The organism is Geomonas sp. RF6 (genome assembly GCF_021044625.1).
GTDB lineage: Bacteria > Desulfobacterota > Desulfuromonadia > Geobacterales > Geobacteraceae > RF6.
Genome location: NZ_CP087999.1, coordinates 1 through 21,972 on the forward strand (window position 1 = coordinate 1; position 21,972 = coordinate 21,972).

Consider the following 21,972-nt stretch of genomic DNA (forward strand, 5'->3'; position numbering starts at 1 on the left):
CCAGGCTGCGGGACAGGCTACTTTTTTGCGCTCAGGAAAAGTAGGAAGTCCCCCTTTCTCCGCCAATCCGTGCGTAAGGATTCCCGCCCCGCCGGATGCGCTTTTTGCTGAAAATACCCGGCCTTACCCGCTCCCTTATTGACACAGCACATTGTTGATTTAGACCTTTTGACGAACCTTGTCCGGAAGGCCGAGCTGTGACCACTTGACACAGAGCGAGCCTTCCCGCGCGGGCCTTGGGCCACTACTTACAGAAGGAGGTCTTGCATGGAGAGCAATGAACCGAGGGTGGTAGCAGCTGAGGATTTCGCTTCGCAAAGAGCAGCGCGCAGAGGGAAACCGGACATCTCCAACCTGGAGATGTGCATCGAGGACGCCAGGAAGGCCGCGCTCGACGGCGACGCTGGGCCCGAGGCTCCGACCGATTACAACGACCTGCGCCGCAGGTTGGACGCGTGCAAAGACAAACTCCCCCCCCTCTACCAGGATGTTGCATTCAAGCCATTCAAGGCGGCACTGGACAGCCTGGGGCAAGGAGGATTTACCAAACTGCTCCTCCAGGATCCCTCCAAAGAAGGAGCTGCAGGGCTCATGCTTGATATAGCCCAGGCCATCCTGCAAAACGGCGAAGGGTATAACGAGAGAGCGACAGACGCGTTCCAGGAGGTCATCGCGGATACCTATGACGGCTATCTCAGTGCCGAGGACCGGCAAGGGGTGAAGCCGCCAGACAATGAGGTTGTCGCTCCCCTGGTGAAATGGGGGAACCCGGAGTGGGGACCGTACACCTGGCCGGTGGAGGCGACCGCCTCCTTCGGGGTGCGGGTCGCCATCGTGAACATGCCACCGGCAAACGCAAGGCGGGGGCTCCTTGCCTGGAGCGCACTGGAGCACGAGACCGCCGGCCACGACATTTTGGGAGCGGACGACGGTTTGCAGCCCGAGTTGAAGGGAGCGGTCTATGCTGCCCTGGTAAAGCGAAACATCGGGCACGGCCTCCCTGCGTACTGGGCTTCGAGGATTGACGAAACCGCCTCCGACATCATGGGGATCCTGAACATAGGACCCGCTGCGGGCATAGGTCTCATAGGGTATTTCCGAGCCCTGAATGCCGCCTACGGTGGTCACCCTGGGCTGCGCAACGACGGGCCTGCCGATGATCCTCATCCCGCGGACATAGTGAGGGGTTACCTCGCTGCATCGACCGCGAGCCTCCTTAAATTCGATGGAGCGGGCGAATGGGCCAAAGTCATCGAGGCAGAAACGGAGAAGGACCGCACGACGATCAGGCTGGAGGGGACTGTGATAACACCGGAGGAGGCGAAGCTCTCGGCACAGATCGTCGCCGATACCGTCGTGAACGCCAGGATGTGCACCCTCGAGAACCACGCGCTGGGAGAGATCCAGAACTGGTACAACCATGACGAGACGATCGCGCGGAAGCTGCGGACCGTCTTGACGACGGCAAACCAGGTTCCGACCCGCTACGTTTGCGGGTACTACGCGGCACACGTCGTCGCGGCCGCCGTCACCGCCGCGCTCGCCAAGGGGGGGGATGTGGATCTGATCTTCGAGCGCATGCAAACCATCCTGAAGGTCATGCACAATTCCAACCCGTCCTGGGGCCCGTTATACGTAAGCCACCCGGGGAACATTACAGCACGTCTGGCATACGTGCCGCGTCTTGCGAGAGAGGCACTGGAAGAGTGAAGCGGAGAGGGAACCTTCGCATGCCAAAGGGGAGCGTCACAACTAACCCCAGAAGTGGCAGTGGTATGCCTGGTGGCAGATGATACCATTTGAGCAGATGGCTTTGATGCTTTGTCCGTGCGGGAAGAAGGGGGGAGGGAAACGAGGAGCGGAAAAAAAGAGGGCCGAAGAGACAGTACCCAGGCCCGCAGGAGGTCTCGCATGAAACCGGCAAAAAGTCGCGTCGTCTCTGCCGATCCGGAGGTCCCTGTCGATCCCCCAGCAGTAGAATTTTTCTACACACCCTACTACTGTACTTGGTACCGGACCATATTCCCGGCCAAAAACCCGGCGCAGGTGGCGCAGGCAATGGAGAGCTTCATACAGAACAGAGGTACTTCGAAAAGCGAGACAGGTTAGACCTGCAGCGGGTCCGCTTTGAAGGCGCCGGCCGTGGAGGTGTAGGGGTACAGAAAGGTGAAAAGGGATTGGCCTGTGTCGGCTTATCCCTTTTTTTCCGCGAAGCGATGAAGTGGTTACCCTCCGAGGGTTACCGGTGAGCCTGCGGGCTTTAGACCTTTATGCAGAACCTCGCACCACCCTCGACATTCTCTGCTGTCAGCGAGCCTCGCCCCCCTCCCTCTCACCAGACGGGGCTTGCGTCATCTGGCCGTAGCTCCTACCGCGACCCGATAAAGTACTTCACGCAGAACGCCGCTCGCCCCAGCACCCCACTACGGGATAATGCGCACCCGAATGATCTCCCTTCTGCCGCTTCCGCTGCATCAGCCACGAAAACCGGCTCCTCCGCAAACATCTGCGATATGTGCAGAAACTCTTCGTTGACTGCCAGAAAGGCGGCAACAACCTCCGGTTCGAAGTGCCGGCCGGAATCCGCGACGATCGTCTCCACGGCCTCTGCATGGGTGAGGCGTCCTTTGTAGACTCGTTTGCACACCAGTGCGTCGTAGACGTCTGCCACTGCCATGACCCGCCCCGCGACGCCCCCCGCCTCCCGCGAAAAAGTCCTGTGAAGGTTTGTCATCTGACGGTGTAGTGGCGGGACTCGATGCGCCCTGCCGCGGCACAAAGAAAAAGGCGGCCGGGTAACTCCCGCGCCGCCTCTTCATCTCCCCTTCCCTGCCTCTATTTCCTTACGAAATCGGGGCGTGAGAAGCTGTACTCGAAGTTCATGTGATCAGTATAGGTCCCTGCGAGAATGGCAGCCACGTCCTCGGTGAAGACGAGTTCCTCGTCGGTGGGGATGACGTACACCTTGACCGGTGAATCGTCCGTGCTGATAAGGCTTTCCCGCTTCCTGGTCATGGCACCCTTGTTCCGCTCCTCATCGAGGACGATGCCGAGGTGATCCAGCCCGCGCAGCGCGCGTGCCCTGATCGGCGCCCCCATCTCACCTACCCCGGCGGTGAAGACGACGGCGTCGAGCTTCCCGACAACGGCAAGGTAGGAGCCGATGTACTTCTTCAGGCGATAGGCCTCCATTTCCAGCGCCAGCTCGCAGAGGTGGTCCCCGGCGTCGGCATTCTCGATGACGTCGCGGCGGTCCGTGAAGCGGCCGGTGATCCCGATGACGCCACTTTTCTTGTTGAGGATGCTGTCGATCTCCTTCGCGGAGAGGTCGTCACGCTGCATCATGAAGGCGGGGATGGCCGGGTCGATATCGCCGCAGCGCGTTCCCATCATGGCGCCTTCCAGCGGGGTAAGCCCCATGCTCGTGTCGACGGAGACGCCGTTTTTGATGGCGCAGTGGGAGACGCCGTTCCCTATGTGCATGGTGATGACGTTGCACTCGGAGGCGGGCTTCCCGAGGATCGCGGCGATACGCTTGGAGACGTAGAGGTGCGAGGTGCCGTGGAAACCGTAGCGGCGGATGCCGTGCTTCTCGTACCACTCGAAGGGGAGTGGATAGAGGTAGGCGTGCTGCGGCATCGTCTGATGGAACGCTGTGTCGAAGATCGCCACCTGCGGCACATCGGGGAGGACGAGCTTCGCCGCCTCGATACCGGCGATGTTCGGTGGATTGTGCAGAGGCGCGAGGTGCTGCACCTCCACTACGGCAGCAAGGACGCTGTCGTCGATGAGGACCGACTTGGTGAAGTGCTCGCCGCCGTGAACGACGCGGTGCCCCACCGCAGCGATCTGCTTCATGTCCTTGACGACGCCATGCTCCGGACTGGTGAGTGTGCGCAGTATGAGGTCAACGGCGAAGCGGTGATCAGGGCAGTCTGAATCCTCGCGGTAATTCTCCCTGCCGGGAACCTCATGCACGATGAAGGAGTCGCCAATCCCTACTCTCTCCACCATTCCCTTCGCGACAACCTCTTTTTTCTCCCAGTCAAACAACTGGTATTTTACCGACGAACTGCCACAGTTCAGGGCAAGTATATCCATCAGTTCTCTATCCCCCTGCAAATATAAATGGTGCGTTGATATACCACGGAGAAAGATCTCCGTCAAAAAATAAAACTGCTTTTTATATACAACAGAGTTGTTTACAGTTCAACTTTTTTCTGGAGGCGTAACGTATACTTGAAGCGGATTTAAGGCCCTCTTTCTGGTGGACATTTTGATTTTGCTGTGGTAAGTTCCTGAAAAATTTTGACCCAAATACGCATAAAGGAGGTGAGTTACTTTGGCACATACCATTACCGACGATTGCATCAACTGCGGCGCATGTGACGATTCTTGCCCGGTTAGCGCTATCAGCGAGCAGGCTAGCAAGCGCGTAATCTCCGCTGACACCTGCATCGACTGTGGTGCATGCGTTGACACCTGCCCGGTGAACGCAATCCACGCTTAATCGATTTACCGTAGTATGCAATGCCATGGCCGGCAGCGGTTTTACCGCCGCCGGCCTTTTTTTATTTCCGGCGCGCAGTGCGCTGGGAGAATATGAGCCACAAAAAAGGCCGGCGAAAGCCGGCCTTTTTCTGTTCTTCCTTTTGAATTGACTGTTACTGCCCGGCGACGGTAGAGCCGATAACCTCTACGCCAAAGTCGGCAGCCTCCTTCGGCACATTCGGTATCGCCACGACGAAGGGAATCTTATCCCCCGGCTTCACACCCAGGTTCGCGAGGGAGTCGCCAAACTGGTTGTTCATGGCCGCGTCGAGCTTCGCCATCGGAAGGGTGGTCAGCTGCTGCTCGGAGAGACGGTTTCCGCAGTAGGCGGTTTTTTGTACCAGCACCTTTCCGCTCTTGTCGAAGATGGAGACCCTTACGTGGATCGAGGCGCGAGGCTTGCGGAACTGGTTTTCCGCCTCCCCGCTCACCACGAAGAGCTCACCCGCCTCCTTGTTCTGGTAGAAGGAGGCCAGCGGGTTGACGATGGCAATTCGCCCCTCCTCCGCCCCTTCCAGCCCGAGCCAGTGAGCGACCGTCCCGAGGCCGAGGCGGTCGAGGGCGGAAGGGCCTCCCTTCATGAGGTAGTACCCGCCTCCGGCGAGGGCAGCCACCAGGAGAACGGAAAGGAGCGCCAGCGAGGTGGTAACGACGGGACGCCCCCTGCGACGGGAGGGGATCCCCAAGGGGGGGAGTTCCTCATCGGCAGCCGCACCGTGAGGAGCGGTCGCGGAATCTCCGAAGACCTTGTCGAAATCGAGGAGGCTCGACAGCGGTATTCCCGGACCACCCGCCGCGTCGGACGCACTCTCCTCTTCAGCTGAAGGGTGCGTGCTCGCTACGGCCTCCTCATCATGCCGCGGTGCGGCAGGGGTAGCGGCCGGAGCGGGAACGACGGGAGCTGGAGCGGGGGCACCGCCGAGGAGGTCATCATTGAACGAGAAAGCGGATTCCTCCGCGGCATTCTTCAGTTCCGGAGCCGCCTCCTCCTTTTCCTCTGCAAAGGCGAATTCGTCAACTCCGGGGGGGGCGGGCGCGGCGTTCTCGCCGGAGAAGGCGAAGCCCCCTGTCTCCGGCTCCTCGTAGCCGCTCTGTGCGAGCTCACGGGCCGCCTGGTCAGCATCCCCTTCAAAGGTGAAGTCACTGAGGTCGAACTCAGGCACCGGCTTCTCTCCCTCTTCCTCCGCATCAAAGGAAAAGTCGCCGAAGTCGAAATCACTGCCGACCGGTGTCACACCCTGCTTCGGGGCGGGCTCTGCAGCGGGCTCTTCCTCCAAGGAAAACTCGCCGAAGTCGAACTCCCGCGCGGGAGATTTCTCCGCCTCCAGCGCCGGGGGGGCAGGTGCAGTTACCTCCTCCTCAAAGGAGAACTCCTGGAATCCCACCACCTCCATGCCCGAAGGTGGCGGCTCCAGCTCTTTCGCCGAAGGCTCGTCGTCGAAGGAGAACTCGTTGAATCCTGCCATCTCCTCCGTCGGGGGAGGTTCCTCCCCTTTTGCGGACGGCTCGAGATCAAAGGAGAAATCGGACGGGGCGAAATCGGTTGTGGCAGACGGCTCACCGGCGGGCTCCGGCTCAAAGCTGAACTCGCTCACCCCAGCAAAGCGCCCGGCGCCCTCCGGCTCCTCCTCCTTTTCGGGGGGAAGGCCGAAGGCGAAATCGGCGGGCTCCGCTGCGCCCTTTGCCGCATCTCCTTCTTCTTTCTCTTCGGGGACGGGGAGTTCCGGGGGGGCGGGCTCCTGCGGCGCGGGGGCGGGTTCGGCAGGTTTCGCTGCGGGGGCACCAAGGCCGGAGAGGATCGCGTCGAAATCGGTCTCCTCCTGCGGCTGCTCGGCGCCGGCTATAAAGACGTGGCGACACTTGGAGCAGCGGACCTTCACGCCGCCCGGCTTCAGCTTCGAATCATCTAACCTGAATCTGGTGCTGCACTGTTCACATTGGAGTATCATGCTGTCCCTTTAAGAGGAGTATCGGTTACTTCATAAATAGCGGAAAGCTCCCGCATCCGCTCGTCCAGGTCGAGGCCGTAGCCGACCAGAAAGCCGCTGCCGCATTCCATCCCCACGTATTCAGGGACGATGGGACGCTCGCGATGCGCCTTCTTGTTGACCAGAGTGCAGATGCGTACGCTTTTGGCGCCTCTGCTGCGCAACATCTCCAGCAGAAAGCTGAGGGTGATCCCCGTGTCGACGATGTCCTCCACCACGAGAACATGGCGCCCCTCCACGGAGCATTCAAGATCCTTCTTCACCAGCACCTGGCCGCTAGTACTGGTACCGACGTAGCTGGAAAGTTTAACGAAATCAACCTGTAGCGGAACCTGCACGGCGCGTAAAAGGTCGGCGGCAAAGATGAAGGCGCCGTTTAGGACCACCACAGCCAGGAGCTCCTCACCTGCGTAAGCCTCGTTGATCTCACGGGCGAGCCGGGCGACTTCCCTCTCAATCTCCTCCTTCGAGAACCTGACCTTCAGGTTAATTCCCAAGGCTGACAGGTAGTTACGCTCCATGAATTTTCTCCCAGCAATCCTATAGCAGATCCAATTTGTAGTGTCAAATCATTCTGGCCATGATGGTACTGTTATGCTATAAATAGCCCAAAACGCCAATCCAGGCAAATAATTAAGGGGTCCGCCATGAACATCCGTATACCTCTCCTTGGGCTGCTGGGCAGCCTTTTTGTTGCAGCAGCCGCCTACGCCGCGCCCGAACTCTCCGTTGAGCAGGGTGTCTTCAACTTCGGTTCGATCGCGCAGGGGAAGAAGGTACAACATACGTTTGTCATTAAGAACACTGGGGATGCAACGCTGCAGATCAGGCAGCTGAGGCCATCCTGCGGCTGTACTGCCGCCACCCCCTCCTCTTCCCAAATCCCGCCGGGGAAGAGTGCAGAGATAAAGGTAGTCTTTGACTCCACCAACTTCTCCGGCCGCATGCAAAAGAGTGTCGTCGTCGACACGAACGCCGGAAAGAACCCGAGTTACACACTGGTGATGGACGGAACGGTAGTCGAGGCGCTGCAGGTATCGCCGCGCACGCTGAGCCTCGGAGCGATAAAGATCGGTGCAACGCGGGAGGTGTCGCTGAACGTGACGAACCGCGGCAATGAGACGGTTAAGCTTTTGTCCGTCAACACCACCTCCCCGCAGATCAAGGCGAGCATAAAGAAGGGAACGATACCTGTCGGGGAGTCAGGAACAGTAGAGATCGCCGTCACTCCGCAGACAGAGGCTCGGGTTCTCAGCGGGTATGTCCATATCACAACAGACAACCCGCAGAAGAAGGAGATCACGGTGCCGGTTTATGCCTCTCCCACGAAGTAGAGGAACGACGGCAAATCAGCCCGTTATGACAGTAGGGACTGAAGAGGTGCAGAAATAGTGGCGAAACTCCTTGAGTTGCGTGGCTGAATAGTGTAAAAGAATCTTTCTACGGGCGGGTAGCTCAGTTGGATAGAGTACAGGCCTCCGAAGCCTGGGGTCATGGGTTCGAATCCCATCTCGCCCACCAACTTACAACAATGTCAGGACACTAAATACTCCGAAAATGTTTGCACATTTCGGAGTTTTTTTTTTGCGCCATCCCCCACCAACGCCCCTTCCTCCCACTCCGTTCTACAATCCCCACTTTTTTTCCGATCCTTCCCGCACCTGCTCCCTCCTCGATTAAAGAAAACGCCGCCTCTACCGATACCTTTGGTTGCAGCGGACTTCCCAGATGGCAGGAAAGAGGGACAACAGGGGGTGAGAGTGGTCAAGAATTTTGCATTTTTACTGATGATGACGTTGCTGGACGGCTGTGGCGCCGGGAAGCTCGTTGGGAAGGTTCCGGTGGTGGAAAGGGAGAGCTTTGCGACGGTTCATATCGCAAGGCCCTCAGGGTTCATCGGCTGCGGTGTCAGGACGACGATCCAGATCGACCACTCCGACTTCTACTGGCTTGCCTGCGGCGAACACATCCTTTTCAGGGTCCCGGCAGGCAAAGCTATCGTCGTATCGCAGATTACTTCGATGCGCCCGGACCATGTGGCAATACAGCCTGAGGTGGGGAAAGAATACTTCCTGGAGAATGACTGCAACCAGTTTGCCTGCTGGCTGGCCGAGTCACCGGCAGCAACATTTGATGGGGTCGCGGCAAGGTGCCCGCAGACGGTCAAGGTAGGCTTCTGATGCGACCCTGCATGAGGCCGATGCCAGAATGGCGGGAGACTGAGTGCAGTAGCAACGCTCCCGCCTGTCACACAATGGAGGAGCTCGCTATCGCCCGCCGCACCTTCACGCAAAGCGTCGCTTCCTTGATCGGCTTTGGCATGAAGTCGAAAAAACCCTTCTCGAAGGCCCCCGCCTCCTCCTCTGCCGTCGCCGTCGCACTGACGAGGATTACCGGAGTGCGCGCCGTCTCAGGCATGCTTCTCACGGCATCAAAGAAGGCGTAGCCGCCGATCTTCGGCATATCCTTCCCGGTTATCACGAGGTCCGGGGTCGAGGCGACGAGCTCCCTGAACCCCTCCATACCGTCTTCCGCCGTTACCACCTCGTACCCTTCCCGTCCAAGCAGCGTCGCCAGCGAGGTCCGCACCCGCTTGTCATCCTCGACGACCAGGATCCGTTTCAACTCCGAGGTCTGCTCCTGCCTCCCCAGATAGTGTAAGCTGATGGCACGACGAATGTCGCGCCTGGTGGCGATGAAGGGAACGACGACAAGGCCGTTGTTGGCCCCTATATTGCTGATGACCCGCACGTTGGTGGGGTCGCTGATGGCCACCGCGAGCTTGCCGCTCTCCACCTTCAGCGGAAAAAGAGTGTTCTCCACCGCGGCCTCCACCGGCACGAGGGTGAAAAGGTCCGGGGCAAAGCGCAGGCGGTGGAACTCCTTCACCACCTTGCAGCGGTACTGAACGGCAAGGGCTTCCGCGAGCTCTTCTCCCGTCACCAGCCCTAGATCTTCCAGCACGGTACCGAACCGCTTCCCGATCCTCTTGGAAAGATCGACGAGCCTTTCCGCACCTACCGATGTGAGAAGCCCCTTTTCGACAAAGATCTCCCCCAGTCTCTTGCGCGGCAGCGCAGCACGGTCTGTCGCACCGCCCGGGTTGCCAGTGGCCATCTTTTCCAACGTCCCCTCTCCTTCTGTGTCACGCTCTGAGCGGGCGCCACTATAATACGGTTCCGCGATAAAGGCTATTAATAAAGAGAGGGCCTACTGTGAAGGGGGATGAAGATACTGTGAAGTGTGGTGAGGAGGAAATGCGATTGTGCAGTGGAAGTCGGAGGTTGTGGGCAAAGAGATGGGGAGGGATGATCTCCCTCCCCGGCAGGTAGCTTCAGACTACGGGTTTGTCCTGATCGGCAGCGGTGTTGCGGTGACCCATGCGGAAGAGACGAATGCGCCGTTGTTGGAGCGGATCCTGTACCAGTACTGGGTGTTGCGTGAAAGCCCGGTCTGGGTGAGGGTCGTTGTGTTGGCGCCGACGTTCGTGCTGCTGAGTCCGCTGGTGAAGGTCGAGTTGGTGGCACGCTGGACGGTGAAGCCGGTTTCGTTCCCCGACAGGTCCTGCCAGTTGAGGATAACGGTGCGGTTGTTTCCGTTGCCGTTCGCGCCGTTAGCCGCTGTAAAGCTCGCAGGGGCTGCCGGTTGTGCCGGAACGACGACCGGGGCGGCCACTGCATAGGCGGAGAGACCGGCGGCATTGGTCGCGGCAACCCTGTAGGTATAGCTCGTAGCGGTCGGCGCGAGAACGATGGTGGTGTCCGTGAAGGTCACGCTTCCGGTGTTGTTACGGGGAGGCGCGGTGCCGATCCGGACGAAGGCGCCGCCGCTTGTGGCCCGCTCGATGACGAAGCCGACTTCATTCACTGCATTGTCGGTGAAGGTCACGGTGATCTGCGCACCTGCCTGCAGCGCCGCGTTCGCATTGGTGGGGGCGGCAGGCCGGGTGCCGACGACCAACTGGTCGGAGATGGAGGAAACTGTCAGGCTGGGGAACGCCCCGCCGTACCCCACCGCATTCCGGGCAACGACCTGGTATCTCGCCGCGACGTTCGGGTTGTACACGCTCGGATCGGTGAAGGTGCGCCGACCGGTGGTGTTGGTCTGGTCCAGCGGCGACGGGCTCGTCCCCACGTTGGTCCAGGTCGTGCCGTCGAGGGTTTTCTGCACCAGGAATGACGTCTCGTTGATGGAGTTGTCGTTCCACGCCAGTACCAGCCTGCGGTTGATGCCATTTCCTGTGACGGTGGAGGAGAGGGCGTCGGCCTTGTTCGGTGGCAGCACCACCGAGACGGGTCGCATCATGTCCATCTCCTCGTGGCTCAGGATGTGGCAGTGGTAGACATACTCCCAGCCAAAGTTGACCAGCTGGTTCACGATAGCCGGGGTGGGAATACCCTGCACGTCGATGTTGCTGAAGCCGGCAGTTGCGCCAATAGGCATCATCGGGCTGAGAGGCCGGATGCTGTTCGGGATTTCGAAGGGGAGGATCGGTATCACAGGCCTCAGCGCCACGATGGTGTCTTCCAAGGGGCTTACCCGCACGGTGTCTTTCCAGCCGAGTTCGGCAGGATCAGTGGGAATGATGATGTTGTCCCAGGTCACCCTGTTCAGCACCTGCACGTCGTAGAGGTGGAAGTGGATCGGGTGGGTGTCCACGCCGTTGTGGGTGATCTTCCAGATCTGGGTGCCGTCTGCTGTGGCGATGGGGGTTACGCTCAGGTCCCCCTTCGGGAGGTTCGTGGCGTCGATGAGCTCGGTGGGCGGGTTCACGAACGGATAGAGGATGACGTTTTGCGCTGCCGGGGTGGCCGGAACCGCCTCCACACCGATGTTGGCGGTCATCCTGCCGAATTCGTCAAATGCCACCGCGTTCATCTCGTCATGGAGCGCCTTCGGCTCGATGCGGATCTGGAACTTCGTGTCGGGGGAAAGAAGGGTGTTGAAGCCGAAAAGATCCCCACCCTGGTCGGAGATGCGGGCCATCCCGTCGCACCTCTGGACCATGTTGCCGTCGCCGGTGCACCAGCTGCTGGCGGCGAAGTGGGTGCCGTAGGCCGAATTGTACGCGGCCTGCCCGACGATGATCGGATGCTGCCCCGACTCGAAGACGCCGCTTCCGTCGGCCTGGTGTGCAAATGCTGCCTGCAGCTTCGCAAGGTCATACCCCGGGCCCTGCCCTTCACGCACCTTCACCTGCATTATGGTGCGGGTGTTCGGGCCAAAGCCGGGGACGACGGAGGGGGCGCCGACCGGGTAGAGATCGGGAGCGCCTGTGTAGTAGTCGTAGCTTGCCACGCGGGCCGGGAACGCCGCAGGGGCATCGTTGTACAGGATGAGGGTCTTCCCTCCGAAGGCGGAGAAGTCGACGATGGCGTCAGCCCGCTCCGCAGGGGCGAGGAGGAGTGCATGCAGGTCGACGTTACCCACGTCGAAGCGGGTCGGATCGGTGATCCAGGTGATCGGCTGGTTGTCGACCACCACCGGAGCAGGGAGGAACCCGCCTTCGCTGCCGATCTGGATCCAGGACGGGCCGACCGGGCTGAGGAGCGTATCCGGAGTCGGGAAGACGACCGGATCAAGCTGCGCTGCTGCGACCTCGGCGGCCTTCAGCGCCACCTCGGTACCGGTCCCGTCAGCGACATACCACTGCAGGTTGAAGAAGCGGTCGTTGGCGGCATTGAGGATGCGCATCCGGTACGGTTTCGGGTCGACAGTCGTCGTCGGGTAGGCTGTGCCGTTCACGACCGGGGTGTCGTTGAACTGCTCCATCCCCACCGAGATGTTTGGAGTCCCCGGGATAAGGGGCGGCTCGCAGAACGGATCGACGAGGTACTGCCAGGTGGAGGGATCGTCCAGGTTGCATGGCTGGGGCAGCGGCAAGGTGAAGTCCGGCGGCGCCATGTTGTAGCGCGGGTTGGCGATCGGACCGTACAGAGGCTTCGCCGGCGGCCAGAACCAGGGGCCGAACATCCACCGCCCGTAGGCGCTCATGCCGCCCGGGTCGTTCGGGTTTTGCGCCGGCATGTACACGTGGTGGTACCACAGGTTGCCAAAGCGCCCCCAGCGGCTCTCGTCCCAGGTCGGGTCGAGCTCGTACAACTGACCTGTACGGGTGACGGGGTCCCCCTTCGGCACGAAGGTCCGGTCCTGGATGATGAGAGGGATCGTGTCGGAGAGTCCGGGGATGAGTGCGGAGTCGATCAGCGCCTTCTCGGTGTTGTCCCCGATAAGGTACCCTCCAGCCTCACCTGCATACACGTTCAGCCGCGTGATCCCCCAGGAGTGGTCGTGGTAGAAGAGGAGCCGGGCACTCTGCTGGTTGGTGTAGAAAAAGGTCATGGCGCCGGGACCGGGATCAGGCATGTCCGGAACGTTTCTCACCGATACGCCTTTGGGCCAGGGAGTCTCCTCCCCTGCCGGGGTGATCCACTGATGCGCCGTCCCGTCGCTGATCCACGGCGTGATGCCGCCGTGCAGATGCAGGGTGGCGCGGTTGTCCTTGAAGCACCCATCCGACTTGGGATACGCGGTGCACTTCGGATTGCGCACCTCGTCGGTGACAAGGCCCTGGTTTACCGGGTCCATCATCGCCATCGGCCCCATCCCGGAGCCCATGAGTGTGGAGTCCACCGGCAGGAAGAGGTCGCCACCCGCGCCGGTCGGCAGGAGGTTGCGGAAGAGAATCCGCACCGGCCGGTCCTTTGTCGCAAGGATTATGGGGCCCAGGTAGTGGGGAGCGGTCACTCCGGAATACGTGGTGATGGGAGCGGTGCCGCCGTTGAGAAGCGCATTGCTCAGGGGGACCTTCCCCCCCGGGACCTTCTCCGTCGAGAGCTGCACATAGCCGCGCAGCAACGTCGGATCGAGATCGGAATGCATCTTCTCCCGATACTGCACCACAGCTATCTCGTAGTAGTCGGAGCCGGGATAGGTTTCGGTATCGGGGATTGCTACCGGGAGGAACTGCCCGAGGTTGTTCGCGCCCGTCTCTCCGAGGAAGGGCAGAGTGTCCTTGAACTTCTTGATCCCGCCGGTGTACGTCCCGAAAGCGGTCTTCACCGGAAGCGGGCTGAGCGCCCAGTTGGGGGATGGCCCATAGTAGTGCGGGATCCTCGCTTCATCGACCGCCTGAGCCGCAGGAGGGGCGAGACCACTTAGGGCGGCGACCAGAGCGGTCAGAAAAACCGCTATCGTGCTTATTCGCCTGTTCATAACGATCTCCTTTCCGGTTACCGGACTACTTCGCCATCGCTGCCTGTTTCTTCTTCAGCTGTCCCTGCTTCCTTACCTCGTGCATCTTCTTCTCGCGCTCCAGTCTGTGCTTCATCACCTTCTTCGCGTTGACTATCCCCTGCTGCTGTTTCGGGCGCTCGGTCCTGGCCGCCGGAGCGGCGCCCACCGAGGCTACCATGGAGATGGCCAGCATGCCCCCTACCGCCACCGCTACGAGTCTCTTCATACCTGTCACCTCCTTTGTGGTGGAATCCTCAACATACCGGGCACGTCCCTACATCACCTCCTTCTGCCGCTCTTGTACTCGACGGCGTGCTACTGCACCGGCTGGAGGAGAGGGTTTCACAATGGGTGCCAACATTAAAGTCGCATAACCGTCGAAAATCATGAGAGCAGGCGCCGCCGCGGATGATGCTGCGCTGCACTCCTGTTCAAACTCTGCGAAAGGCGGCCCCTAGGCTGACCAAGTCATCCCCTATGTCCCCCTTCGCGAAGGCTCTTCCGAGAATTCCGGGGAAGCCGTAGTATGTTCCAATGAAGGGCCGCACGAGGCCTCGCGTCCCCCCCTTTTGCGAAGGTTCATCCGGGAATTTCGGGGAGTAGCGTGGGTGCACCACGAAGCGCTGCAGGAGCCTAACGTTCCCCCCTTTGCGAAGGGGGGGCAGGGGGGATTTGCCTTTGTCAGGCCACAGGGCATCAGTAGAAGCCGCCATGTGCTGAGAAACTGCTGTGTCCTCATCTACCGTGCAACAAGCCTTTTTCTGTCCAGTTCAGCTGGCAAGAACGAGGTGGCAGCCAGCGCCTTCAGAATGTCCGAAAGGTGATGGCAGCCGTGACTCGTTTTTGGAAACGCCTGCGGTTGTGGAGGTAATAGGCCAACAAGAGCCAAATCCCCCCTGTCCCCCCTTCGCAAAGGGGGGGACGCGAGGCCTCTTGCGCCGCTTCGCTTAAAGACGTACGGCTTCCCCGGAATCCTCGAATGAGCCACAGAAAAGGAAAGGGCCCGTGCGGGCCCTTTCGTACAGCGTGTTCAGCGCGGGGAGGTGACCATCACCTCCCCGCAGATCGGTGAGACTACGGGTTTGTCCTGATCGGCAGCGGAGTCGCGCTGACCCAGCCGGAGGAGACGAATGCGCCGTTGTTGGAGCGGATCCGGTACCAGTACTGGGTGTTGCGGGCAAGCCCCGTCTGGGTGAGGGTGGTCGTGTTGGCGGCGACGTTCGTGCTGCTAACCCCGCTGGTGAAGCTCGAGTTGGTGGCACGCTGCACAGTGAAGCCGCTTTCGTTACCGGAGAGATCCTGCCAGGAGAGGATCACGGTGCGGTTGTTGCCGGCACCGTTCGGGCCATTTACCGCTCTCAGGTTAGCCGGAGCCGCCGGAAGAGCCGGGACTGTCACCCCCCCCGATACCGCCGCCCCGGAGGGACCTGCTGCGTTGTAGGCGAAAACCCTGTAGCTGTAGGTGGTGTCTGCCCCGGCGACGGCCGCGATCGTGTTGTCCACGAAGGCAACGGTGCCGGTGTTGGCGCGAGCGGGTGCCGTGCCGATCTGGGTGAAGGCCCCGCCGTTGGTGGAGCGCTCCACCATGAACCCGACTTCGTTCGTGGCATTGTCGGTGAAGGTAAGGCTCACCTGCGGCCCCCCCTGCAGAACAGCGGTCAGGTTGCTCGGTGTGGCAGCACTCGTTCCGACCACGAGAGTGGTGGGAGTCGAGCTCACCGTCATGCTCGGGAATTGCCCGCCGTACCCGACCGTGTTCTGTGCCACGACCTGGTACTTCACGGTCACGTTCGGGGTGTAGGAAGCGGTGTTGTCGGTGAGGGTCCTCGTGCCGGTGGTGTTTAGCTGGTCGAGCGGCGAGGGGCTCGTTCCCACGTTCGTCCAGGTCGTGCCGTTGATCGTCTTTTGGACCAGGAATCCGGTCTCGCTGATAGAGTTGTCGTTCCAGCTAAGGACGGTCCTCGCCCTGTTGCCGTTTCCGCTGATGGAGAAGGAGAGTCCGTCAGCGGGCTTCGGCGGCAGTGCCAGGGAGACGGGGCGCATCATGTCCATCTCCTCGTGGCTCAGGATGTGGCAATGGTAGACGTATTCCCACCCGAAGTTCACCAGCTGGTTGATCAGGGGGTCCGTCGGGTTCCCGGCGGTGTCGGTATTTTCGAACCCTGCGGTCGCGCCGACCGGCATCATCGGGGAGAGCGGCCGGATGCTGTTGGGCAGATCAAACGGCAGCGTCGGGATGATCGGGCGCAAGGCGACGATCGTGTCCTCCAGCGGGCTGATGCGGACGGTGTCTTTCCAGCCGAGCTCGTTTGCGTCCGGTGCGATGATGATATTGTCCCAGGTAACCCTGTTCAGCACCTGCACGTCGTAGAGGTGGAAGTGGATCGGATGGGTGTCCACGCCGTTGTGGGTGATCTTCCAGATCTGCGTTCCGTCCGCGGTGGCGATCGGCGTTACGCTGACGTCCCCCTTCGGGAGGTTCGTGCCGTCGATGAGCTCTGTTGGCGGGTTCACGTACGGGTAGAGGATCACGTTCTGCACGCCGGGGGCGGCGGGAACGGCCTCCACCCCTATGTTGGCGGTCATCCTGCCGAATTCGTCGAAGGCGACGGCGTTCATCTCGTCGTGCAGCGCCTTCGGCTCGAGGGGAATCTGCAGCTTCTTCGTCGGCGAGGCGAGGGTGTTGAAGCCGAAGAGGGACCCGCCCTGGTCGAAGATGCGGGCAAGACCGTCGCACGTCTCCACATTGGTGCCGGGGGCGTTGCACCAGCTGCCGGTGACGAATTTGGTGCCGTAGGCGGTGTTGTAGGCAGACTGCCCGACTATGATCGGGTGCTGCCCCGATTCGAAGACGCCGGAGCCGTCGCTGTGATGGGCAAAGGCGTTATTGAGCGCTGTGAGATCAAACGGTGCCGACGGAGCGATGTCCCGCACCTTGATCTGCATGATCGTTCTGGTGTTCGGCCCGTACCCGGGGAGAACGCCGGGGGCGCCGACGGGGGAGAGGTCGGGGGACCCGGTGTAGTAGTCGTAGCTCGCCACCCTCGCCGGGTAGGCGGCCGGTGCGTCGTTGTACAGGATCAGCGTCTTTCCTGCATAGAGCGAGAAGTCGACGATGACGTCGGCGCGCTCGGCGGGGGCGAGGACGAGGGAGTGCTGGTCCACGTTCCCCACGTCGAAGCGGGTCGGGTCGGTGATCCAGGTAATCGGCTGCGGCGGGATGACCGCCGGTGCCGGGAGGAAGCCGCCTTCGCTGCCGATCTGGATCCAGGAGGGGCCTGCCGGGCTGAGAGTGGTGTCCGGGGTCGGGAATACGACCGGATCGAGTTGCGCCGCGGCGAGTTCCGAAGCCTTCAGCGCCACCTCCGTTCCGCTGGCGTCCGCCTGGTACAGCTGCAGGTTGAAGAAGCGGTCGTTCGCCGCGTTCAGGATGCGCAGGCGGTAGGACTTCGGGTCGACGGTGGTGGTCGGGTAGGCGGTGCCGTTTACGACCGGCGTGTCGTTGAATTGCTCCATCCCCACCGAAATATTCGGGGTACCGGGGATGAGCGGAGGCTCGCAGAAGGGGTCGACCGGGTACTGCCAGGTGAGCGGGTCGTCCAGGCTGCACGGAGTGGCGAGCTTGGTGGTGAAGTTCGTGGCCGGGTCCATGCCGTAGCGCGGGTTCGGGATCGGGCCGAACTTCGGGGATGCGGGGGGCCAAAACCACGGGCCGAACATCCAGCGCCCGTAAGCGCTCATGCCGCTCGGGTCGTTCGGGTTCTGCGCGGGCATGTACACGTGGTGGTACCACAGGTTGCCGAAGCCGCCCCAGCGGCTCTTGTCCCAGGTCGGGTCCTGAGCGTAGACGCCGTTTTTGGGATCGCCGGTAAGGAGCTGCTTGTCGGTCGGCACGAAGGTGCGATCCTGGATGATGAGCGGGATGGTGTCCTGATCACCGGGGATGACTCCCGTTTCCTTCAGTTTCGCCTCGGTGGAGTCGGTGATGATGTATCCTGCGGCCTCGCCGGCATAGACGTTCAGCCGGGTAATCCCCCAGGCATGGTCATGGTAGAACATGAGGCGGGCGCTCTGCTGGTTTGTGTAGTAGAAAGTTATCTCTCCGGCTCGCGGGGCGGGACTGTTCATGTCCGGAACGTTTTTCACGCTCACACCCTGAGGCCAGGGCGTATCCTCGGTCGCCGGGGTGGTCCACTGATGCGGGGTGCCGTCGCTGATCCACGGGGTGACGCCGCCGTGCAGGTGCAGGGTCGCCCTGTTGTCCTTGAAGCACATCTTCGGCTTCGGGAAACCGGTGCAGTCGGGATTTCTGACCTCGTCGGTGACGGAGCGGCCGTCGGAGGGATCCAGCATCGTCATCGGCCCCATCCCCGATCCCATCATGGTGGAGTCGACCGGGAGGAAGAGATCCCCCCCCGCGCCGGTGGGGAGGAGGTTCCGGAAAAGGATGCGCACCGGGCGGTCCTTGGTGGCCACGATGACCGGTCCGAGGTAGTGCGGCTTGTCCACACCGGTAAAGCCGGCAATGTCGGTGGTGGAGCCGTCGAGACGCGCGTTGGAAAGGGGGACGCTGCCGGGGACCACGGAGGTGCCGAGCTGCACATAACCGCGCAGGAGGGTGGCGGGAAGATTGGAGTGCATCTGCTCCCGGTACTGTACCAGCCCGATCTCGTAGTAGTCGGATCCCGGGTAGGTGGTGGTATCCGGCTGCGCCACCGGGATGTACTGACCGAGGTTGTTCGCGCCGTTCGGCCCGAGTCCGGGAAGTCCATCCACGAATTTCTTGATGCCGCCGGTGACTGCACCGGTGGCGTCGACGGCCGGCAGCGGGGATAGCGCCCAGTTTGGATACGGTCCGAAGTAGTGGGGAACCTTCGTCTCATCTATCGCCTGGGCTGGAGGCGGCGCGCTGCAAAGGGCGCCGACCAGAACCGCGAGCCAAGCCAGCATGGTCCATTTTCGCCTGTCCATAACTCTCCTCCTTTGGGATTAGATTCCTACTTCCCGTTCTGGGCCTGGTGCTTCTTCGCCAGAGCCTGCTTCCTTACCTCCGCCATCTTCTTTTCACGATCAAAACGTGCCTGCATTACCTTCCTGGCATTCTTCAGACCTTGGGGCTGCTTCGCTGCCACCGCTTTCCCCGCCGGAGCGGCGCCTGCAGTTGCGCAAACCGAAGCTGAAAGCAAGCAGGCTGCTGCCACTACAAATACGCGTCTCATAGTTGTTACCTCCTTCGCTCTTTGAGTGTTGGAACGACGCTTCCCCTGCAGATGTATTAGCTGAAGTTAATCGAAAGACCACTCTTGCATAAAAGAAGCTGCCACTGGTTCAGGACAGTATCCCGTGGGCGATCGCTGCTAGTTATGAAGATTCATTTTTGTGAAATACATTTCAGGGAACATGCCAACAGTCACATGAAGATGCTTTGTCTGTATTTCCAGCGACTTCAGTGACTGAGAACCAGGAATTGTTCTGTGAAGGGTGTCGCACCTTGTGGAAATCGGGAAGGAAAAAAAGCTGCACAGCCGCTGCAGAAGGGGCGGGAGGGGAATTTGAGATATATGCTACGTTGGATGATTTTTCGCACCCCTGGCAAAAGGGGAAAAGGGGAGAGCGCAGGCGAAAGAAAAGATGGTGACGGTGGTGTGATGGGTACGGAGGTAAGTCATAACGTAGGGCGCAAGGTGCGCCCTACGCAAACGTGGTGGCGGGAGGTACGTCTTCATTCTCCTGCCAGGCCTGGGTCATCGAAAAGAGACGCTCCACATCGTGTGCCGGCAGCGGATGCGCGAAAAGGTACCCCTGCGCCTCGTCGCACCCCTGCTCTTTCAGGTAGGCGAGCTCCTGCGCTGTCTCCACACCCTCGGCGAGTACGCGCAGCCCCAGGCTGTGCCCCATGGCGATGACGGCATCGACAATGACCCTGGAGTGACCCTTCTCCGAAATCGCCGTAATGAAGGACTTGTCCACCTTGAGGCGGTCCAGCGGGAAATTCATCAGGTAGCTGAGCGACGAGTAACCGGTGCCGAAATCGTCCACCGCCAGCAGCACCTGGAGCTCCTTCAGCCGCTCCATTGAAAGGGCGGTCTCCCGCGGGTCGGACATGAAGACGCTCTCGGTTATCTCCAGCTCCAGCAGAGAGGGCTCCAGCCCCGTTTCCCGCAGTATGCTCTCCACCTGGGTATGGAAGGAGGGATGCAGGAACTGAGTCCCGGAGACGTTGACCGCCATGCGCACCGGCTGATATCCCGCGTCCACCCAGGCGCGCCCTTGCCGGCACGCTTCCCTCAGCACCCACTCCCCGACTCCCCTCATCATCCCTGTCTGCTCGGCGACGGGAATGAATACCGCAGGCGGGATGTAGCCGCGCTCCGGCGTGAACCAGCGCAGCAGTGCCTCTACGCCATAGATGCGACCGGTGGCGAGGTCGACCTGCGGCTGGTAGTGGAGGGTGAACTGGTCGGTGAGAAGCGCCTTGCGCAGCAAGTCCTCCAGCGCCTTTCGCTCCTGGGCCTGCTCATTCATCTCGTCGGAGAAGAACTGGTACGCGTTGCGCCCTGTCTCCTTCGCGGCATACATGGCAAGATCCGCGTTGCGCAGCAGCGAGGTCGCGTCCGTCCCATCGGTGGGATAAAAGACGATCCCGATGCTCGAGGTGACGTACACCTCGTTCCCCTCCAGCTCGAACGGCACCTCAAAAAGTTCCATGATCTTTTTCGCCACCGTCTCGACACTGACGTCCCCGCCGGCGTTGTTGCACAAAAGGACGAACTCGTCCCCGCCGAGCCTGGCGAAGGTGTCGCTGCGGCGCACGAAGGAATTCATGCGCTGCGCCACCCCTTGCAGGAGGAGGTCGCCGCAGGCATGGCCGAGGGTGTCGTTTATGTCCTTGAAACGGTCGAGGTCGAAGAAAAGGAGAGCGAGCTTCGTCTTGTCCCGCTGGGCGCGGGCCATCCCCTGCCTCAGCCTGTCGCTGAACAGGAGGCGGTTCGGCAGCCCGGTCAGGGGGTCGTAGTACGCCAGTTGCTCTATCTCCTGCTCCGCCTGCTTCCGGGCACTGATGTCGTGCGCGATGCAGACGTGGTGACGGGAGGTGGCGGAAGTATTTTCCATAACCGACGCCGAAAAGGAAACAGGGAGCCCCTCCCCTTCCCTGGTGCGGCACGATATCTCCAGCTCCCGGATGATGCCGTCGCGATTCAATATCTCAAGGAGAGTCTCGCACTGCGACACGTCCTCGAGAACCTTTGAAAACCGCTGTCCCAGCAGTTCCTCCCTCTTGTAACGCAGCATGTGGCAGGTGGCGGGATTGACCCTCACGATGACCCCCTCGGCAGAGAGGACAAAGAGGGCGTCCGCCATCGAAGCGATGATGCGGTCGAGGTAGTTGCTGGTGGTGACGATGTCGTCCTTGGAGCGCTGCAGCTCGAGGACCATACCGTTGAAGGCGGACGAAAGGGTCCCTATCTCGTCTGAAGAATCAATATCGAGGTGCACCGACAGATCACCCTGCGAGACAAGCTCCACCCCCTTCTCCAGGCGCTTCAGCCTTCTGGCGATGGACGCCGAGATGACAGCGCCGCAGGCCAGGGCAAGGAGGAAGGTGACCGCCGAGAGCACAGGCATGAACAGAATGGCATATCGTATCCTATCGGCGAGCTCTGCGCCGCTGCCGTCCATCTCCCCCTTTTCGTGCTGCACGGCAGCGTCGACAGCAGCTAGAAAATCCATCTCCGCTGCCTCGAACCTCTCCTTCCCCTCGACATACGCCTCCGCGGAGGACTGTTTTTTGTTCTGCTGCAGGAAGTCGGAGCTCCCCTCCAGCAGGAGCACCGTTTTCTGCCGCAGCGCATTGTAGAGGCGGCTTTCCTGCTCGTCCTCCACCATGAGCTTTTCACACCTCAACAAAATCCCTTTTATCTGCGCCTTTGACGCAAGCAAGAGCTCGACTTCCTCTTCGTGCTGCGAGGCGGCCGCGACGTTGTTCAGGTACGCGAGTTCCACCGTGGAGGAGACGATGCGCAGTCCGTAGAAGCGCATGGACTCAAGGGCACCGGTAAGGGGGATGACATCCCCGGTGACATGGTCGTACGGCGCTTTTATGTCCCTGCTGGTCCGCATCGCGCAATACCCGACGACGCAGGTAAGAAGGGCAACGACGAAGTAACCGAGAAGAAGCTTGTGAAAAATTTTCATG

General features: G+C 60.9%; 15 protein-coding genes and 1 tRNA gene. 6 read left to right on the forward strand and 10 right to left on the reverse strand.

The features are described from left to right. Window positions 1-267: 267 nt before the first annotated feature. Both LPW11_RS00005 and LPW11_RS00010 read left to right on the forward strand, forming a co-directional pair. Window positions 268-1,710: a hypothetical protein gene (locus LPW11_RS00005; protein ID WP_230996076.1), complete on the forward strand. Its 1,443-nt coding sequence runs from the start codon at window positions 268-270 to the stop codon at window positions 1,708-1,710. A 201-nt stretch (window positions 1,711-1,911) separates the two neighbouring features. Then, a complete protein-coding gene (locus tag LPW11_RS00010) occupies window positions 1,912-2,109 on the forward strand; it encodes a hypothetical protein (protein WP_230996077.1) in 198 nt (65 codons plus the stop codon). A 259-nt stretch (window positions 2,110-2,368) separates the two neighbouring features. On the opposite strand, the gene LPW11_RS00015 is transcribed toward LPW11_RS00010, so the two are convergent. Continuing rightward, window positions 2,369-2,677, reverse strand: a complete 309-nt coding sequence (locus LPW11_RS00015) for a hypothetical protein (protein WP_230996078.1) — start codon at window positions 2,675-2,677, stop codon at window positions 2,369-2,371. A gap of 158 nt (window positions 2,678-2,835) precedes the next feature. Then, window positions 2,836-4,101, reverse strand: a complete 1,266-nt coding sequence (locus LPW11_RS00020; protein WP_230996079.1) for an acetate kinase — start codon at window positions 4,099-4,101, stop codon at window positions 2,836-2,838. 241 nt (window positions 4,102-4,342) lie between these two features. Here LPW11_RS00020 and LPW11_RS00025 point away from each other — a divergent pair, with 241 nt between their 5' ends. Next, window positions 4,343-4,510 carry a DUF362 domain-containing protein gene (locus LPW11_RS00025; RefSeq protein ID WP_230996080.1) on the forward strand — a complete coding sequence of 56 codons (168 nt, stop codon included), beginning with the start codon at window positions 4,343-4,345 and terminating at the stop codon, window positions 4,508-4,510. A gap of 154 nt (window positions 4,511-4,664) precedes the next feature. On the opposite strand, the gene LPW11_RS00030 is transcribed toward LPW11_RS00025, so the two are convergent. Together LPW11_RS00030 and hpt are read right to left on the reverse strand one after the other, a co-directional pair. After that, complete coding sequence (locus tag LPW11_RS00030; RefSeq protein ID WP_230996081.1) at window positions 4,665-6,500, reverse strand: DUF3426 domain-containing protein; 1,836 nt, start codon at window positions 6,498-6,500, stop codon at window positions 4,665-4,667. Next, window positions 6,497-7,060, reverse strand: a complete 564-nt coding sequence (gene hpt / locus LPW11_RS00035) for a hypoxanthine phosphoribosyltransferase (RefSeq protein WP_230996082.1) — start codon at window positions 7,058-7,060, stop codon at window positions 6,497-6,499. The genes LPW11_RS00030 and hpt overlap by 4 nt, the downstream gene beginning before the upstream one ends. Before the next feature lie 126 nt (window positions 7,061-7,186). Between hpt and LPW11_RS00040 the strand changes: the two genes are divergently transcribed. From LPW11_RS00040 to LPW11_RS00050, 3 genes are all read left to right on the forward strand, one after another. Continuing rightward, window positions 7,187-7,873, forward strand: coding sequence for a DUF1573 domain-containing protein (locus LPW11_RS00040; protein ID WP_230996083.1), 687 nt, complete (start codon window positions 7,187-7,189; stop codon window positions 7,871-7,873). Between the two features lie 110 nt (window positions 7,874-7,983). Next, window positions 7,984-8,060, forward strand: a tRNA-Arg gene (locus tag LPW11_RS00045). Window positions 8,061-8,299: 239 nt separating this feature from the next. After that, window positions 8,300-8,719 (forward strand): hypothetical protein, encoded by a 420-nt coding sequence (locus LPW11_RS00050; protein WP_230996084.1) that lies wholly within the window; start codon window positions 8,300-8,302, stop codon window positions 8,717-8,719. A gap of 67 nt (window positions 8,720-8,786) precedes the next feature. Here LPW11_RS00050 and LPW11_RS00055 read toward each other — a convergent pair whose 3' ends face one another. The 6 genes from LPW11_RS00055 to LPW11_RS00080 form a co-directional block, all read right to left on the reverse strand. Continuing rightward, window positions 8,787-9,656, reverse strand: a complete 870-nt coding sequence (locus LPW11_RS00055) for a response regulator (protein WP_230998345.1) — start codon at window positions 9,654-9,656, stop codon at window positions 8,787-8,789. 222 nt (window positions 9,657-9,878) lie between these two features. Continuing rightward, complete coding sequence (locus tag LPW11_RS00060; protein ID WP_230996085.1) at window positions 9,879-13,754, reverse strand: multicopper oxidase domain-containing protein; 3,876 nt, start codon at window positions 13,752-13,754, stop codon at window positions 9,879-9,881. A 25-nt stretch (window positions 13,755-13,779) separates the two neighbouring features. After that, the gene (locus LPW11_RS00065; RefSeq protein ID WP_230996086.1) at window positions 13,780-14,001 is read right to left on the reverse strand and encodes a hypothetical protein; all 222 of its coding nucleotides are present in this window, start codon (window positions 13,999-14,001) and stop codon (window positions 13,780-13,782) included. Between the two features lie 848 nt (window positions 14,002-14,849). Further along, window positions 14,850-18,746, reverse strand: coding sequence for a multicopper oxidase domain-containing protein (locus LPW11_RS00070; protein ID WP_230996087.1), 3,897 nt, complete (start codon window positions 18,744-18,746; stop codon window positions 14,850-14,852). A 26-nt stretch (window positions 18,747-18,772) separates the two neighbouring features. After that, entirely contained in the window at window positions 18,773-18,994 is a 222-nt protein-coding gene (locus tag LPW11_RS00075; RefSeq protein ID WP_230996088.1) for a hypothetical protein, read from the reverse strand. A 472-nt stretch (window positions 18,995-19,466) separates the two neighbouring features. Then, window positions 19,467-21,971 (reverse strand): EAL domain-containing protein, encoded by a 2,505-nt coding sequence (locus LPW11_RS00080; protein WP_230996089.1) that lies wholly within the window; start codon window positions 21,969-21,971, stop codon window positions 19,467-19,469. Between the last annotated feature and the right edge of the window lies 1 nt (window position 21,972).

Bases quoted from the DNA above. Each gene is read 5' to 3' on its own strand.
- LPW11_RS00020 (WP_230996079.1), bottom strand. From the start codon at position 4,101: ATGGATATACTTGCCCTGAACTGTGGCAGTTCGTCGGTAAAATACCAG.
- LPW11_RS00080 (WP_230996089.1), bottom strand. From the start codon at position 21,971: ATGAAAATTTTTCACAAGCTTCTTCTCGGTTACTTCGTCGTTGCCCTT.
- LPW11_RS00065 (WP_230996086.1), bottom strand. From the start codon at position 14,001: ATGAAGAGACTCGTAGCGGTGGCGGTAGGGGGCATGCTGGCCATCTCC.
- LPW11_RS00075 (WP_230996088.1), bottom strand. From the start codon at position 18,994: ATGAGACGCGTATTTGTAGTGGCAGCAGCCTGCTTGCTTTCAGCTTCG.
- LPW11_RS00015 (WP_230996078.1), bottom strand. From the start codon at position 2,677: ATGGCAGTGGCAGACGTCTACGACGCACTGGTGTGCAAACGAGTCTAC.
- LPW11_RS00060 (WP_230996085.1), bottom strand. From the start codon at position 13,754: ATGAACAGGCGAATAAGCACGATAGCGGTTTTTCTGACCGCTCTGGTC.
- LPW11_RS00005 (WP_230996076.1), top strand. From the start codon at position 268: ATGGAGAGCAATGAACCGAGGGTGGTAGCAGCTGAGGATTTCGCTTCG.
- LPW11_RS00010 (WP_230996077.1), top strand. From the start codon at position 1,912: ATGAAACCGGCAAAAAGTCGCGTCGTCTCTGCCGATCCGGAGGTCCCT.
- LPW11_RS00040 (WP_230996083.1), top strand. From the start codon at position 7,187: ATGAACATCCGTATACCTCTCCTTGGGCTGCTGGGCAGCCTTTTTGTT.
- LPW11_RS00055 (WP_230998345.1), bottom strand. From the start codon at position 9,656: ATGGCCACTGGCAACCCGGGCGGTGCGACAGACCGTGCTGCGCTGCCG.
- hpt (WP_230996082.1), bottom strand. From the start codon at position 7,060: ATGGAGCGTAACTACCTGTCAGCCTTGGGAATTAACCTGAAGGTCAGG.
- LPW11_RS00030 (WP_230996081.1), bottom strand. From the start codon at position 6,500: ATGATACTCCAATGTGAACAGTGCAGCACCAGATTCAGGTTAGATGAT.
- LPW11_RS00070 (WP_230996087.1), bottom strand. From the start codon at position 18,746: ATGGACAGGCGAAAATGGACCATGCTGGCTTGGCTCGCGGTTCTGGTC.